This is a genomic window from Achromobacter xylosoxidans, from assembly GCF_014490035.1.
Classification (GTDB): Bacteria; Pseudomonadota; Gammaproteobacteria; order Burkholderiales; family Burkholderiaceae_B; genus Achromobacter; species Achromobacter bronchisepticus_A.
Window position 1 is genome coordinate 5,932,001 of record NZ_CP061008.1, and the last position, 15,358, is coordinate 5,947,358.

At 66.6% G+C, this 15,358-nt stretch carries 16 protein-coding genes; 10 read left to right on the plus strand and 6 right to left on the minus strand.

The genetic code is table 11. The features are described from left to right. The first annotated feature begins 25 nt into the window (after window positions 1–25). From tolA to IAG39_RS27530, 6 genes are all read left to right on the plus strand, one after another. Window positions 26–1,138, plus strand: a complete 1,113-nt coding sequence (tolA, locus tag IAG39_RS27505) for a cell envelope integrity protein TolA (RefSeq protein ID WP_118932589.1) — start codon at window positions 26–28, stop codon at window positions 1,136–1,138. A gap of 16 nt (window positions 1,139–1,154) precedes the next feature. Continuing rightward, complete coding sequence (gene tolB, locus IAG39_RS27510) at window positions 1,155–2,477, plus strand: Tol-Pal system beta propeller repeat protein TolB (protein WP_059373061.1); 1,323 nt, start codon at window positions 1,155–1,157, stop codon at window positions 2,475–2,477. 31 nt (window positions 2,478–2,508) lie between these two features. Further along, window positions 2,509–3,009 (plus strand): peptidoglycan-associated lipoprotein Pal, encoded by a 501-nt coding sequence (gene pal, locus IAG39_RS27515; protein WP_042796384.1) that lies wholly within the window; start codon window positions 2,509–2,511, stop codon window positions 3,007–3,009. 86 nt (window positions 3,010–3,095) lie between these two features. Beyond that, entirely contained in the window at window positions 3,096–3,785 is a 690-nt protein-coding gene (ybgF, locus tag IAG39_RS27520; protein ID WP_013391489.1) for a tol-pal system protein YbgF, read from the plus strand. Continuing rightward, entirely contained in the window at window positions 3,785–4,828 is a 1,044-nt protein-coding gene (locus IAG39_RS27525) for a FecCD family ABC transporter permease (RefSeq protein WP_118932587.1), read from the plus strand. The genes ybgF and IAG39_RS27525 overlap by 1 nt, the downstream gene beginning before the upstream one ends. Beyond that, window positions 4,825–5,634, plus strand: coding sequence for an ABC transporter ATP-binding protein (locus IAG39_RS27530; protein WP_059373007.1), 810 nt, complete (start codon window positions 4,825–4,827; stop codon window positions 5,632–5,634). Before IAG39_RS27525 ends, IAG39_RS27530 begins: the two co-directional genes overlap by 4 nt. Window positions 5,635–5,652: 18 nt before the next feature. Here IAG39_RS27530 and IAG39_RS27535 read toward each other — a convergent pair whose 3' ends face one another. Further along, window positions 5,653–6,150, minus strand: coding sequence for a YbaK/EbsC family protein (locus IAG39_RS27535; RefSeq protein WP_118932586.1), 498 nt, complete (start codon window positions 6,148–6,150; stop codon window positions 5,653–5,655). A gap of 128 nt (window positions 6,151–6,278) precedes the next feature. Here IAG39_RS27535 and IAG39_RS27540 point away from each other — a divergent pair, with 128 nt between their 5' ends. After that, the gene (locus tag IAG39_RS27540; RefSeq protein WP_118932585.1) at window positions 6,279–7,088 is read left to right on the plus strand and encodes an alpha/beta fold hydrolase; all 810 of its coding nucleotides are present in this window, start codon (window positions 6,279–6,281) and stop codon (window positions 7,086–7,088) included. Between the two features lie 83 nt (window positions 7,089–7,171). On the opposite strand, the gene IAG39_RS27545 is transcribed toward IAG39_RS27540, so the two are convergent. After that, the gene (locus IAG39_RS27545) at window positions 7,172–7,642 is read right to left on the minus strand and encodes an Lrp/AsnC family transcriptional regulator (RefSeq protein WP_059372995.1); all 471 of its coding nucleotides are present in this window, start codon (window positions 7,640–7,642) and stop codon (window positions 7,172–7,174) included. A 245-nt stretch (window positions 7,643–7,887) separates the two neighbouring features. On the opposite strand from IAG39_RS27545, the gene IAG39_RS27550 reads away from it, so the two are divergent. After that, window positions 7,888–8,844, plus strand: a complete 957-nt coding sequence (locus IAG39_RS27550; RefSeq protein WP_223283351.1) for a DMT family transporter — start codon at window positions 7,888–7,890, stop codon at window positions 8,842–8,844. Between the two features lie 10 nt (window positions 8,845–8,854). Here IAG39_RS27550 and fusA read toward each other — a convergent pair whose 3' ends face one another. From fusA to IAG39_RS27570, 4 genes are all read right to left on the minus strand, one after another. Further along, window positions 8,855–10,966 (minus strand): elongation factor G, encoded by a 2,112-nt coding sequence (fusA, locus tag IAG39_RS27555; protein WP_059372992.1) that lies wholly within the window; start codon window positions 10,964–10,966, stop codon window positions 8,855–8,857. Between the two features lie 270 nt (window positions 10,967–11,236). Further along, window positions 11,237–11,701, minus strand: coding sequence for a universal stress protein (locus IAG39_RS27560; protein ID WP_013391481.1), 465 nt, complete (start codon window positions 11,699–11,701; stop codon window positions 11,237–11,239). 98 nt (window positions 11,702–11,799) lie between these two features. Further along, on the minus strand, window positions 11,800–12,144 hold the full coding sequence (locus IAG39_RS27565; protein ID WP_042796377.1) for a TIGR01244 family sulfur transferase: 345 nt from the start codon (window positions 12,142–12,144) through the stop codon (window positions 11,800–11,802). A gap of 38 nt (window positions 12,145–12,182) precedes the next feature. Continuing rightward, window positions 12,183–13,598, minus strand: a complete 1,416-nt coding sequence (locus tag IAG39_RS27570; RefSeq protein ID WP_118932596.1) for a PLP-dependent aminotransferase family protein — start codon at window positions 13,596–13,598, stop codon at window positions 12,183–12,185. Window positions 13,599–13,792: 194 nt separating this feature from the next. Between IAG39_RS27570 and IAG39_RS27575 the strand changes: the two genes are divergently transcribed. Both IAG39_RS27575 and IAG39_RS27580 read left to right on the plus strand, forming a co-directional pair. Continuing rightward, the gene (locus IAG39_RS27575) at window positions 13,793–14,716 is read left to right on the plus strand and encodes a DMT family transporter (protein WP_118932583.1); all 924 of its coding nucleotides are present in this window, start codon (window positions 13,793–13,795) and stop codon (window positions 14,714–14,716) included. Then, window positions 14,713–15,357, plus strand: coding sequence for a LysE family translocator (locus IAG39_RS27580; RefSeq protein ID WP_059372984.1), 645 nt, complete (start codon window positions 14,713–14,715; stop codon window positions 15,355–15,357). Before IAG39_RS27575 ends, IAG39_RS27580 begins: the two co-directional genes overlap by 4 nt. Window position 15,358 lies beyond the last annotated feature (1 nt).

Below are 15,358 nucleotides of genomic sequence, written 5' to 3' on the forward strand. Positions count from 1 at the left end.
CCGGCGACGCCGGCTTGCAACGCTCATGACGCCACCCATAATCCGACACCGCAGCGGCCCCCCGGCCACCCCGCCCAACCACGACAACCGGAAGGCATTGATCCTGGCCGTGGCCGTGCACGTGCTGCTGCTGATCGTCTTGATCTTTGGCGTGAACTGGCGCTCCGAGAGCCCCGGCCCCGTGCAGGTGCAGCTCTGGGCAGACGGCAATTCGCCCGTCTCGCCGCCGCCCACGCCGCAACCCGAACCCCCGAAGCCTCAGCCCAAGCCGGAACCGAAGCCGGAGCCTGAAAAGGCGCCCGAGCCTCCCCCACCGCCTCCCCCTCCTCCCAAGCCTGAGCCCGAAGCCCAGCCCAAGACCGAGGAAGTCGACCCCGAGATCGCGCTGCAGGAAGCCAAGAAAAAGCGCGAACAAGAGGAAAAGGCACGCCAGGCTGCCGAAGCCGCCAAGGAAAAGGCGCGCCTCGACGAAGAACGCAAGCAGGCCGAACTGAAAGAAAAGAAGCGTCTGGAGCAGGAGCGCCAGGCTGCTGAGAAGGCTGCTGCCGAAAAGGCCGCCGAGAAAGCCGCCGCCGACAAGGCTGCCGCCGAGAAGAAGGCCAAGGACGACGCTGCCAAGAAGGCCGCGGCGGACAAGGCCGCCGCCGAAAAGGCCGCTGCCGACAAGGCTGCCGAGGAAAAAGCCGCGGCCGAAAAGGCTGCCGCCGAGAAAAAAGCCGCGGCCGAGAAGAAGGCCAAGGAAGAAGCCGCCAAGAAGGCCGCCGCCGACAAGGCGCTGAAGGATGCCTTCCGCAACGACGCCCTGGGCGCCGCCGGCATCCCCGGCGGCACGGCCGACCGCAATCAGGCGGGCGGCGGACGCGACAGCGGCTATGGCGCCAAGGTCCGCGCCTGCGTGCAACCCGGGGTGGCTTATCCGCCCCCGGCCCGCAGCGGATCGGAAAATCCCACGGCACAATACCGGGTACAGTTAGGTTCCGACGGGAAGGTCAATGGCGTCACCTTGACCAGTTCTTCGGGCAATGCCGGCTTCGACCGCGCGGTCGAGACGGGCATCCGCCGTTGCAACCCCTTCCCGAAGCCCTCGACGGGCCGCTACGAACCCATTATTGACGTTGTGTACAGAATGTATGATTGACAGGAGATTGATGAATATGACTCCCGCTTATAGCCGACGAGTACCCCCCCTCGCTCTCTGGCGATCGTATGGACTCGGGCTGCTGATGCTGACCTTGGCCTGCCTGATGGCCATCAAGCCCGCCCATGCGCAGCTGCGCGTCGATATCTCCGGTACCGGCGCCACCCAATACCCCGTCGCCATCGCCGACTTCGCCGTCGACGACACCCATGGCCGCGCCCTGGCCGAAGTCATCCGCGCCGACCTGACCCGCACGGGCCAGTTCCGCCTGATCAACGCCGCCGGTTCCGGCCTGAACGTCGACTCCCCCATCGCCTATGACGACTGGCGTGGCAAGGGCGCCGATTTCATCGCCTACGGCAGCATCACGCGCGGCGCCGACGGCCGCTACGACGTGCGCTACCGCCTGGCCGACACGGTCAAGAAGGGCCAGCTGGACGGCGTGGCGTTCTCGGGCACCGAGCAGGAACTGCGCCGCGTGGCGCACCAGATCGCCGACCGCATTTACGAGAAGATCACCGGCGTTAAGGGCGTCTTCTCGACCCGTATCGCGTACGTGCTGAAGAAGGGCGCCACCTACGAACTGCAGGTGGCGGACGCCGACGGGCAGAACCCGCAAGTCGCCCTGCGTTCGCGCGAGCCCATCATTTCGCCGTCCTGGTCGCCCGATGGCACCAAGCTCGCCTATGTGAGCTTCGAATCCGGCAAACCTGTCGTCTACGTGCACAATCTGGCCACCAGCGCCCGTTCGCCTGTCGCCAACTTCAAGGGCAACAACAGTGCACCGGGCTGGTCGCCCGATGGCAGCAAGCTGGCGGTGGCTTTGACCCGCGATGGTTTGTCGCAAATTTACATCGTTGGCGCGACCGACGGCTCGAATCCGACCCGAGTTACGCGTTCTCCCGGGATTGACACCGAACCGAGCTTTACGCCAGACGGTGCTTCCATTATCTTTACGAGTGACCGCAGCGGCGGGCCGCAGATCTACCAGACCGGCTCGAGTGGTGGCGAAGCACGCCGCCTCACGTTTAATGGTGGTTACAACATATCACCCCGAATTTCCCCCGATGGATCGACGCTACTGTACGTTGCAAGACGCGACGGCGCGTTTCGAATCGCATCGTTGAACCTGTCCTCAGGCTCCGAGACCTTGTTGACTGATGGTCGTGACGATCAGTCCCCGAGTTTTGCGCCGAATGGAATGCAAGTCCTTTACGCCGCCATCCAAAATGGCCGTAGCGTGCTTGCTGGTGTCTCGAGCGATGGCCGCGTACGGCAGACGCTTTCGGTACTGAATGGGGAAATACGTGAACCGACTTGGGGCCCATTTACCCGATAACACGTGTGACTCTCTTTGCAAAGGAACTATCATGAAGTCGCGCATTGCCAAAAGCCTAACCATCGCCGCTCTGGCTGCCGCCCTGGCAGCTTGCAGCTCCGTCCCTCTCGACGATAAAGCGGGTCAGGGCGGAGGCGCTGGCCAAGGATCCTCGGCCTCTGGCCAGATCCTTGATCCCTTCAACCCCCAAAGCATCCTGGCGCAACAGCGCTCGGTGTACTTTGACTTCGACAGCTACACGGTGTCGGACCAGTACCGCAGCTTGGTCGAAACCCACGCCAAGTACCTGGCCTCGCATCAGCAGCAGACCATCAAGATCGAAGGCAACACCGACGAACGCGGCGGCGCTGAATACAACCTGGCCCTGGGCCAGCGCCGTGCCGACGCTGTGCGCCGCATGATGACCCTGCTGGGCGTCAGCGACAACCAGATCGAAACCATCAGCTTCGGTAAAGAAAAGCCGAAGGCGACTGGTACGTCGGAAGCCGACTTCGCGGAAAACCGCCGCGCCGATATCGTTTATCGCCGCTAAGCTTTTTCGTATAGTCTAGAGCCCTACCACGCGTCGGGACGGTCAACCGGCCGTCCCGACGTTTGTTTTTATACCCGGGAATTTTCATGCGCGATAACGTTCTGTCCCTGCGTCCTCTGATTGCGGCCACCGGCTTGGTGCTTGCGGCCCTTGCGGCGCCCGCCCACGCTTTTTCCGATGATGAGGCCCGCCGGGCCATCCTGGATTTGCGCCAACAGGTGCAGCAGCAGAACGAACAAAGCCAGCGCGCCAAGCTGCAATTGGCCGATCAGATCCAGGCCTTGCAGCAGGAAGTCGCCCAACTGCGCGACCAGCTCGAACTGGTGTCGCGCCAGCAGCCCTCGGCCAAGCCGGGCGGCGCGGCGGGCAGCGCCAATCCGCCGGGAGCCTCCGCCGGCGACCCCCAGGAACAGGCCGCCTATGACGGCGCGATCGACCTGTTCCGCAAGGGCCAGTACAAGGAAGCGTCCGAATCGCTGGCCGCCTTCACCGCCCTGTACCCCGCCAGCCAGCTCGCGCCCAGCGCCCAGTTTTACCTGGGCAGCAGCCGCTATGCACTGAAGGACTTCAAGGGCGCCATCGAGCAATTGAACGCCATGGTCCAGAAGGCCCCGGACAACGCGCGCGCGCCGGATGCTCTGCTGGTCATCGCCGGCAGCCAGATCGAAATGAACAATCGCGCCGGCGCCAAGACGACGCTGCAGCGCATTGTTCGCGACTACCCGACCACGCCGGCCGCCAGCACGGCCAAGAGCCGTCTGCAGCTGCTGCAGTAATGCCGCCTGCCGCGAGCGCGGTTGCCGCATACCGGCACATCCTGCGCCGCCGGGCAGGGCTTATCGCCCTGCTGCTGGCGGCGCTTTTCATTGCGCTGCTGGCCGACTTCACCGTCGGCCCCTCGGGCCTGCCCTGGGGCGAACTGTGGCAGACGCTCACTGCACCCGGCGCGGCTGATCCGACCACCCGAGTCATCGTGTGGGACATCCGTCTGCCATCGACGTTGATGGCCGCCCTGGTCGGCATGGCGCTGGGGATGGCGGGCGCGGAAATGCAGACCATCCTGAACAACCCCCTGGCCAGCCCATTTACGCTGGGCGTGTCGTCCGCCGCGGCCTTTGGCGCCTCGCTGGCCATCGTGCTGCAGCTGGGCCTGCCCGGCGTTCCCGCTGGCTGGCTGGTGGCCGGCAACGCTTTCCTGTTTGCGCTGCTGGCGGCCTTGATGCTGGACGCCGTGACCCGTTGGGGCGGCATGAATACCTCGGGCGTGGTGCTGTTCGGCATCGCCATGCTGTTCACCTTCAATGCGCTGGTGTCGCTGGTGCAGTTCATGGCCAGCGCCGAGGCGCTGCAGAACCTGGTGTTCTGGACCATGGGCAGCTTGTCGCGTTCCAGCTGGACCACGGTCGGCGTGCTGGCGGCGGCCTTTGCCGTGGCGCTGCCGCTGGCCATGCGCCAATCCTGGAAACTGACCGCGCTGCGCCTGGGCGAGGACCGCGCCGCGAGCTTCGGTGTGGACGTGCGCCGCGTGCGCGTTGCGGCGCTGGCCCGGGTCAGCCTGCTGTCGGCGCTGGCGGTGGCCTTTGTCGGCACGATAGGCTTCATCGGGTTGGTCGCGCCGCACATTGCGCGGCGGCTGTTCGGCGAGGACCACCGCTACTTCCTGCCGGGCAGCGCGTTGGTAGGCGCGGTGATCCTGTCACTGGCGTCGATCGCCTCCAAGAACCTCATGCCGGGCGTGGTCGTGCCGGTGGGTATCGTGACCGCCCTGGTCGGCATACCCTTTTTCGCGTCGGTGGTGCTGCGCCGGCAGATGCCATGACCGCGCCGCGCACCGCTGCAGCAACGACGCTATCCGTGCGCGGCCTCACGGCCGGCTACGGACGCTCGGACGTGCTGCATGCGCTGTCGATACCCGAGTTGCCCGCCGGCCAGGTGACCGCTCTGCTCGGCCCCAACGGCAGCGGCAAATCCACCCTGCTCAAGACCCTGGCGGGCCTGGTCCGCGTGCGCGCCGGACAGGTCACGCTGGACGGCCGCGACCTGCTGCGCCAGAGCTTCGGCGAACGCGCGCGCCACGTGGTCTACTTGCCCCAGGGCCTGCCCGCGGCCGTGCACCTGCGGGTGTTCGAATCCGTGCTGGTGGCGGCCAAGGCGGGCGACGGGCTGGGTACGCCAGTGGACATGCAAGCCATAGACCGGCTGCTGGAGCGCCTGGGCATTGCCCATCTGGCCTTGCAGTACCTGGATTCGCTGTCCGGCGGACAGAAGCAGCTGGTGGGACTGGCGCAGGCCTTGATCCGCCACCCGCGCGTGCTGCTGCTGGACGAACCGCTGTCGGCGCTGGACCTGAACTACCAGTTTCACGTCATGCAGCTGCTGCGGCAGGAAACCCTGGAACATGGCCTGATCAGCGTCATCGTGCTGCATGACCTGAACGTGGCGCTACAGCACGCCGACCGGGCCGTCATGATCCATGACGGCCGGCTGCACGCGGCGGGCCTGCCGGCGGACGTGATCACGCCGGCATCGCTGGCGGCGGTCTACGGGGTGGAAGGACGGGTGGAGGCCTGCTCGCGCGGCCTGCGGCAGGTGCTGATCGACGGGCTGCAAGCGCGCCCGCACTGAACGCGGGACAGCGCGATGTCAGGCGCGCAGCGCCACGTCCACGACCGGCGCGCCGGTCATGTCCGCCAGTTGCCGCGGCGTCAGGTTGAACACCGCATGCGGATGTCCCGCGGCAGCCCACAGGCTGTCGTAGTTGAAAAGATCCGCGTCCAGCAGCATCACCGGCTTGACCGCATGGCCGATGGGACACACGCCGCCGATCGCATAGCCGGTCATGTCGCGCACGAACTTCGCGTCCGCCTTGGCCAGCGGACCCACCTGCGAGGCCACCTTGGCCTCGTCCACTCGGTTCGCGCCGCTGGCGATGACCAGCACCGGCGCGTCATCCGAGGCGCGCCGGAAGATGATGGACTTGGCGATCTGCGCGACCTCGCAGCCTAGCCCCGCCGCCGCTTCCGCCGAGGTCTTGCCGGTTTGCGGCAGGACGACCACGGGCTTGTCATGCCCCAGTTCCAGCAGCAGGCGCGCGACGCGCTGGGCGGATTCGGGCAAGGCGGCAAGGGACTCAGGCGACATCGGGACGGCTCCGTTGAGTTGGGAAATAGGCGCGGCCAGCGCGCCGGGACATCGGAAACGAGTTTATCAGCGCGGAGGCGCGGCGCCTGCGGGCTAGAATGCGCTCCTGGCTTTCCCACACGACACCCATGCGTTCCGAACCCGTCCTGCCCCTGCAAACCGCCCTGATTGGCGGCTACGCCATGTCCTACACCGAGTACGGCAGCGGTGCGCCCCTGGTGCTGGTGCACGGCTCCTTGTCCGACTGCCGCTACTGGAAGTCGCAGATGGCGCCGCTGGGCAAGTCGTTCCGCGTGCTGGCGGTCTGCCTGCGCCGCTACTGGCCTGAAACCTGGGACGGCGAAGGCGAGGGTTTTTCAGTCGAACAGCATGCCAGCGACGTGCTGGAGTTCATCGATACGGTGGCAGGCGAACCGGCCCATCTGGTGGGCCATTCCCGCGGCGGCCGCGTGGCGCTGGAGGCCGCATTGCAGCAGCCTGCCGCGCTGCGCAGCCTGACCCTGGCCGATCCGGGCCTGCCGCTGCCCGGCGACGACGACCTGCGCGGGGGCTTTCGCCAGCGCGCGCTGGCGCTCATCCGCGACGGCGAGATCGAAGATGGCCTGGCGCTGTTCGTGGATACCGTCACCGGACCCGACACCTGGCAACGCATGGTGCCGTGGTTCAAGGAAATGGTGCGCGACAACGTCGGCACGCTGTTCGGGCAGGCCGAGGAAAAGCCCGAAGCGCTGACGCCCGGGCAGATCGGCACGCTGAAGCTGCCGACCCTGCTGATTGGCGGCGCGCTCAGCCCCGCGCCCTATCCGGCCGTTTTGGATGCCCTGTCGCAATGGCTGCCGCAAGCGCAGCGCGTGACGATCACCGGATCGTCGCACGGCATGAACCTGGGCAATCCGCGCGCCTTCAACGGCGCGATCGAGGCATTCATCGGCGGCTGAGGCCGGCGCCCCCGCCGCAAGCCAGCGTTCGGCGCCGAGCTGTCGCATGCGCTCGGCCGCAAGGCGAGCCAGGCAAGCACGCCTCAGGGCTCGACCGAAGGCGTGTGCTTCAGACGCCGCAACACGAAGGTGGAACGGCTGTGCCGCACGCCGCGCAGCTTGTAGAGCCGCTTGCGCAGGAACTCCTCGTAGCCTTCGGTTCCCGCCACCGCCACCTTGATCAGATAGTCATACTCGCCCGTCACGAGAAAGGCCTCGACCACTTCCGGCAGCCGCGTGATCTCTTCGCCAAAGCGCGCCAGCGTGTCGTCATCGTGGTGTTCCAGCGTCACCTCGATCATGACGGTGTCCGGCAAGCCCAGCGCCTTCTGGTTCAAGAGGGCGGCGTAGCCCTCGATCACGCCCGCCTCCTCCAGCGCCTTGACCCGGTTCCAGCAAGGCGTGGGCGACAGGCCCACCTGCTCGGCCAGTTTCAGGTTGGTGAGGCGCCCGTCCGCACGCAGCGCGCGCAGGATCTTGCGGTCGGTTTCGTCGATTTTGGGCGATGTGGACATGGGAAGGCCGATAGAAAAGATATTTTCCCTGGAAAAACCAATTCTACAAGACAGATATTTTCCTGAATCAGCAAATACGGCGTGAATCAGGAAACCTATTTTGCCCTCCTGCCCGTAGACTCTCCTGCAAGACGGTCACCTATCCCGCCCGTCCGATTTCGGCGTCCACGCTGCGGCACAACCCGGCGCAGACGCCGGCAGTATCAACGCAGCACGCCGCGCGCCGATCCGCACGGCAGGAAACCATGTCTCTCGCAGCAGCAGCACCCGCAAGAACCGGCCTGGGCCTTTCCGGCACCGCCATGCTTTTGGCCGCTCCGGCGCTCTTCGCCTCCAACATGGTGGCGGCCCGCTGGGCCCATGATGCCAACCTCCCCCCCGTGTTCCTGGCCTTCGGCCGCTGGCTGATCGCCCTGCTGATCCTGCTGCCACTGGCCGCGCCCGCCCTGCGCGCGCATCGCAAGATCTTGTGGCGCGCCCTGCCGTCGCTGGCGCCGCTGGCGGTGCTGGGCATGGGCGTGGCCGTGGCGCCGCAATACATCGGCGCCCAGAACACCAGCGCGACCAACATCGCCCTGATCTTTTCGTGCAGCCCCATCCTGGTGGCGCTGCTGGAAGCCATCATCTGGCGCAAGCCGCTGTCCGCCCTGCGCGGCGCGGGCCTGGCGCTGGCCTTGGGCGGCGTACTGGTGGTGCTGGCGCGCGGTGACGCGCAGACGCTGGCCCGCCTGGATTTCGGCCAAGGGGATCTCTGGGTGCTGCTGGCCGCCACTGGCTGGGCCTTCTACACCGTGTTGCAGAAGCGGCTGAGTCTGCCCGCGGTGCCGGACAGCGCCCGGCTGGCCGCCATGATGCTGGGCGGCGTGCTGGCCCTGGCGCCCTTTGCCGCGATCGAGGCCGCGGCCGGCGCCACGCCGCCCTGGGGCGATCCGCGACTGGCCGCGGTGCTGCTGTTCCTGGCGGTGGTGCCCAGCCTGGGCGCGTACTACGTGTACGGCCGCCTGATCAGCCAGGCCGGGCCGGCCACCGCGGGGCTGTCGATGTTCCTGGTGCCGGTCTATGCCGCGCTGCTGGCCTGGCCGCTGCTGGGCGAAGCCCCGCAGCTGTTCCATGCCTACGGTTTCGTGATGATCCTGCTGGGCGTGAAGCTGGCCTCGTCGCGCATGCGCGCGGCGGCGGCCACGGCCGCCGCCCCGGCCTGAAGCGGACGGCTCAACGGCCGGTGCCCTGAGCCGCCATCACTTCCTGCGCCACCTGGCGCGGCGCCTCGGCATAGTGCTTGAACTCCATACTGTAGGTCGCACGCCCCTGGGTCAGCGAGCGCAGCGAGGTGGAGTACCCGAACATCTCGGCCAGTGGCACTTCGGCGCGCACCAGCTTGCCGCCGCCGCCCGCGATGTCCTCCATGCCCTGCACCATGCCGCGCCGCGAGGACAAGTCGCCCATGACGTTGCCGGTGAAGTCCTCGGGCGTTTCCACCTCGACCTGCATCATGGGTTCCAGCAGCACCGGATCGGCGCGGCGCATGCCTTCCTTGAAGGCCATCGAGCCCGCCATCTTGAAGGCGTTCTCGTTCGAATCCACGTCGTGGTACGAGCCGAAGAACAGCGTCGCCTTCACATCCACCACCGGATAGCCCGCCAGCACTCCGGCATTGAGGGCTTCGCGTATGCCCTTGTCGACGGCCGGAATGAACTCGCGCGGCACCACGCCGCCCTTGATGGCATCGACGAATTCATAGCCCTTGCCGGGCTCCTGCGGTTCCAGCTTGAGCACCACATGGCCGTACTGGCCGCGCCCGCCCGATTGCTTGACGAACTTGCCTTCGACCTCGTTGCAGGTCTTGCGTATGGTTTCGCGGTACGCGACCTGGGGCTTGCCCACCGTGGCCTCGACGCCGAACTCGCGCTTCATGCGGTCGACCAGGATTTCCAGGTGCAGCTCGCCCATGCCGGAAATGATGGTCTGGCCGGACTCTTCATCCGTGCGCACGCGGAACGACGGATCCTCTTGCGCCAGGCGGCCCAGCGCGATGCCCATTTTTTCCTGGTCGGCCTTGGTCTTGGGCTCCACGGCCTGGGAAATCACGGGCTCCGGAAACACCATGCGTTCCAGGATGATGATGTGGGCGGGATCGGTCAGCGTGTCGCCAGTGGTGACGTCCTTGATGCCCACGGCCGCCGCGATGTCGCCCGCGTAGACCTCGGTGATCTCGCGCCGCTCGTTGGCGTGCATCTGCAGGATGCGGCCCAGCCTTTCCTTCTTTTCCTTGATGGGATTGAAGACCGAGTCGCCCGATTTCACCACGCCCGAATAAACGCGGAAGAACACCAGTTGGCCGACAAAGGGGTCGGTCATGATCTTGAAGGCCAAGGCCGAAAACGGCTCGTTGTCGGTGGGATGCCGTTCGATTTCATGATCGCGCACGTCGTGGCCCTTGATCGCGGGCACGTCAACGGGTGAAGGCATATAGTCGATGACCGCGTCCAGCATGGCCTGCACGCCCTTGTTCTTGAACGCGCTGCCACAGAGCATCGGCACGATCTCGTTGGCGACCGTGCGCATGCGCAGGCCCTGCTTGATTTCATCCTCGGTCAAGGGTTCGCCCGACAGGTATTTTTCCAACAGGGTTTCGTTGGCCTCGGCGGCCTTCTCCACCATCTTGTCGTGCCATTCCTGGGCCTGGGCCTGCATCGAGGCGGGAATGTCGCGGTACTCGAAGCGCACGCCCTGGCTGGCCTCATCCCAGATGATGGCCTTCATCTTGACCAGGTCGATCACGCCTTCGAAATGGTCCTCGGCGCCCACCGGCAGCTGGATGGGCACGGCGTCGCCCTTCAGGCGTTCGGCGATCTGGCGCTGCACGCGCAGGAAGTCGGCGCCGACCCGGTCCATCTTGTTGACGAAGGCCAACCGCGGCACCTTGTACTTGTTGGCCTGGCGCCAGACGGTTTCGGATTGCGGCTGCACGCCGCCCACGGCGTCGTAGACCATGACCGCGCCATCCAGCACGCGCATGGAACGCTCGACCTCGATGGTGAAGTCGACGTGGCCCGGCGTGTCGATGATGTTGATGCGGTGTTCGGGATAGTTGCCCGCCATGCCCTTCCAGAAGGCGGTGGTGGCGGCCGACGTGATGGTGATGCCGCGTTCCTGTTCCTGCTCCATCCAGTCCATCACGGCGGCGCCGTCATGCACCTCGCCGATCTTGTGGGTGATGCCGGTGTAGAAGAGGATGCGCTCGGTGGTCGTCGTCTTGCCCGCGTCGATGTGGGCGCTGATGCCGATATTGCGGTAAAGCTCGATACGCGTCTTGCGAGTCATGGCCTCTTCCCTTGCAGTGAACTACCGGGCGAAGACGGCAAGCCCGACCGGGCCTTGCCGCGGCGGGCGCCATGCCGCGTAGGGTGCTTGAGAATCGCGGAACCGCGCCCGCACTGATGCGTAAATATTACGCGCGGCGCGACAAGAAACAAGCCTAGTCCCTGCAAGGGCCAAGGATAAAAAAAAGCCCCTCCAACGGGAGGGGCTCGTTTGCCATGCACCAGCCTGGGGCGAGCCTCAGGGGCTGCCCGCAGCGGCGTACCGTGCAGGCTACTTCTTTTCTTCCTTGACGCGGTACACCAGCACGGCGGTGCTGGCCAGCGACAGAACCTTGGCGGTGACGCTGCCCAGCAGCAGGCGCGAGAGGCCGCTGCGGCCGTGGCTGCCGATGAAGATCAGATCGCAGCCGGCGTCGGCGGCGGCTTGCACGATGCCGTCGGCAACGTTGAAGTTCGACACGGCGCGCGACTCGGACTTCACGCCGGCGGTGTCGGCGCGGTCGGTGATCTGCTTGAGGTACTTGTCGGCCTGCTCGGCGGAGGCCTTTTCGTAGTCTTCGTCGGTGATGGCGTAGGCGGCAGCCATGCCGTCAAAGCCGATCGTGGCTGCGAAGGGCTGGGTCACGTAGAGCGCGACGACTTCAGCGCCCACGGAACGCGCAAAGCAAATGCCGGCATTGGCGGCTTGGGCCGAGAGCGGAGAACCGTCGGTGGGAATCAGGATCTTCTTGAACATCTTGCCTGCTCCTGTTTGTGAGGTACCTCCATGCTACCGGAAACGCGCCAGGTTCACATCAACCGAACCCGGCGCGCCTTGACGCGCGTCAAGCGCGATCAGCCCAGCTGCTGGGCGGCGGCGAACAGATTGGTGCAGCGGGTGCCGGTGCGGCAGTACGCCAGGACCGGGCCCGGCAGCGTGCGCAGCAGCTCGGCGAAACGCACCACGTCGGCGGCGGTCATGGCGCTGCCGACTACGGGCTGGTATTCGATCTGCAGGCCGGCGGCCAGGGCGGCCTTGGACACGTCCGCGGCGGTGGGCTGGTCCGGGCCGCCTTCAAAATCGGGACGGTTGATGATCACGCTCTTGTAGCCGGCGGCGGCGACGTCCGCCATGTCGTCCGGGCCGAGCTGGGGCGCGACGGCGAAATTCTGGGTCAGGGGTTTGATGGGTGCGGACATGGCGGTTCCTTCAATGGCTTCAAAGAGACAGCTTTCTATTATTGATTGCTGGAGGCGTTTTGCGCGAAGATTTTTTCCAGATCGGTCCAGACGCCGCGATGATCGGCGATCGTGACCGAAAAGCGCAGCATCGTGGACGGCGCCTGGGACGGGGAAAACAGCGTGCCCGGAGCCAGCAGCATGCCGTGGTCGGCCGCCACGCGCGCCAGCGCCTCGGTATCGCGGCCGTAATCGGCCCAGACGAACATGCCGGCGTGCGGCTCGTGGTGCACCGTCAACCCCAGTTTCAGCAACCCTTTCAGGCAGCGCTGGCGGGCGTCGTCCACCCGCAGGCGCACGCGCTCGATGTGGCGGCGGTACTGCCCTTCCATCAGCACCCGGTGGATCACCCGCTCGCCGAGTTCGGGCGAGGTCAGGCCGGCCAGCATCTTCAGGTCGGCGAGCTTCTGCAGGATGTCGGGATTCGCCGCCAGATAGCCCACGCGCAGGCTGGCCGCCAGCATCTTGGAATAACCGCCCACCAGGATCACCCGTTTCAGGCGGTCCAGCGCGGCCAGCTTCATGGCGCCGCCCGGATGCAGTTCGCCGTAGGTGTCGTCCTCGACCACGAGAAAATCGTGGCGTTCGGCGATGCGCAGGATGTCGTAGGCGGCGCCGGCCGACAACGTGTGGCCGGTGGGGTTGTGCACGGAACTGTTGATGATGAAGAGCTTGGGCTTGTGTTGGGCAGCCAGCTGTTCGAGCAGCGCCGTATCGGGGCCGTCGGGGCCGCGCGGCACGCCGATCAGGCGCGCGCCGAAGGCGGCCAATCGGCCGAAGATGACGAACCAGGCCGGGTCTTCGACCAGCACGGTGTCGCCCGGTTTGACCAGGTGCCGCGCGATCAGGTCCAGGCCGTGCGTGACGCCGTTGGTCGTCAGCAGGTTGAGTTCCGGATGCGCAGGCACGCCATCGTTCTGCAGGAAGGCGGCGATCTGCTGACGCAGCGGCGCGAAGCCCTGCGGGTGGCCATAGCTGACCAGATGGCCGCGCACCGAACGGCCCACGGCGCGCACCGCGCCCGCCACCATCTCGGGGTCGAGCCAGTCCGCCGGCAGCAGCCCTGCGCCGCCCGGCATGCCTGAAGGGTTGGTGTCGCGGAACATGCTGCGCAACAGCCAGGCGACATCGATCCGGGCAGGCGGCGTGAACGCCGCGGGCGCCGCGCTGGCCACGGCGGCCAGGTGGCCGCTGCGCGCCCGCACGAAGAACCCCGCGCCCCGCCGCGACTGCACCAGGCCGCGGGCCACCAGGCGGTCGTAGGCCTCGACCACGGTGAAGCGGCTGACGCCCGACTGTTCGGCCATCTTGCGGATCGACGGCAGCCGGGTGCCGGGCCGCAGACCCTGTTCATCGATGCGGCGCGCCAGCCCATCGGCCAGCTGTGTCACCAAGGTGGCGTCGGCCTGGCGCACGGGCTGCCAGGGCATGGGGGAGGTCGCGGCGGCGGCAACTGTCATGGGGATTTCACCAGGCCAGTAAGTAAAGTGATATGCAAAAGTGTACCGGTACTGTACCGATAACTATGCGTAGAGTGACAGCAATGCCGAAAACCCGCAATAGCGGATGGGCACGATGCCCGCGGCGTTCCCCAACCTTGGTGGCTGTGATGACCCGTCCCGCTTTCTATCCGACCTCCCAGGCTGCGCCTGGCGCGCCCGCTGGGCTGTGGGAGGGGTACGGCTATGGCTTTCTGGGGGTGCTGGTCTTTTCCCTGACGCTGCCCATGACCCGCCTGGCCGTCGGCGAGCTGGCGCCGCTGCTTGTGGGACTGGGCCGGGCGCTGCTGGCGGCGGTGCCGGCCATCGCCGTGCTCTGGCTGACGCGCGCGCGCCGCCCGAACCGCGAGGAATGGCCGGGCGTGATCCTGGCCGCGCTGGGCATCGTGGTGGGCTGGCCGCTGGCATCCTCGCTTGCCATGCAGACCGTGCCCGCGTCGCAGGGCGCCGTCTTCAACGGGCTGCTGCCCCTGTCGACCGCGGCCTTTGCCGCGCTGCGCAGCGGCGAGCGCCCCTCGCCCGCCTTCTGGGCCTGGGCCGTGCTGGGCGCCGCGCTGGTGACGGCCTATGCCCTGCGCCAGGGCGAAGGCGCCCTGCAGCCGGGCTATCTGTGGCTGTTGCTGGCCGTGGTCCTGGGCGGCATGGGCTATGCCGAGGGCGCGCGCGCTTCCCGCACGCTGGGCGGCGGGCGCACCATCTGCTGGGCGCTGGTGATCAGCGCGCCCGTGGTGGCCGCGCCGGTCGGCTGGATGGCGGCGCAGCAGGCCAGTTGGCCCAGCGCCCCGGTGATCTACGCCAGCGCCTATCTGGCGCTGGGTTCCATGTTCCTGGGCTTTTTTGCCTGGTATCGCGGCCTGGCCGTGGGCGGCATCGCCCGGGTCGGCCAGGTGCAGTTGCTGCAACCGTTCCTGACGGTGGTGGCGGCCGCATTGTTGTTTGGCGAATCCGTGGAGCCGGCGACGTACGTCTTCGCGGCTGCCGTGATCGCCGTTATCGCCGGCGGACGCCGCGCCATCGTCAGGACCAAAGAATGAATCTGCTCCCCTCCAACTGGGCCGACGTGCCCCTGATGTCCCTGTCCCTGCTGGGCCCGCTGGCCATGTTCGCCCTGGTCAGTTCCATCACCCCCGGACCCAACAACGTGATGCTGGCCTCGTCCGGCCTGAACTTCGGCTTCCGCCGCAGCGTGCCGCATCTGCTGGGGGTGAACCTGGGCTTCACCTTCATGATTTTCCTGGTGGGAATCGGGCTGGGCTCGGTGTTCCAGCAGGTGCCGCAGCTTTACACCGTGCTGAAGTACGCGGGCGCGGCCTATCTGCTGTACCTGGCGTGGAAGATCGCGAATTCGGGCGAAATGGACGACGGCGAAGCGCGCGGAAAGCCGTTCACCTTCCTGCAGGCCGCCGCCTTTCAGTGGGTCAACCCCAAGGCCTGGGTCATGGCCGTGGGCGTGATCGCCACCTACACGCCGCAGAATGGCTTCTTCGCCAATCTGGTCATCGCCACCGTCGTCTGCGGCATCGTCAACCTGCCCAGCATCGGCATCTGGGTGACCTTCGGCACGGCGCTGCGCCGCGTGCTGCACAAGCCCTGGGCGATCCGCGCCTTCAATGTGGGCATGGCGCTGCTGCTGGTGGCGTCGCTGTATCCGGTAGCGCTGGAAATGCTGCACTGAC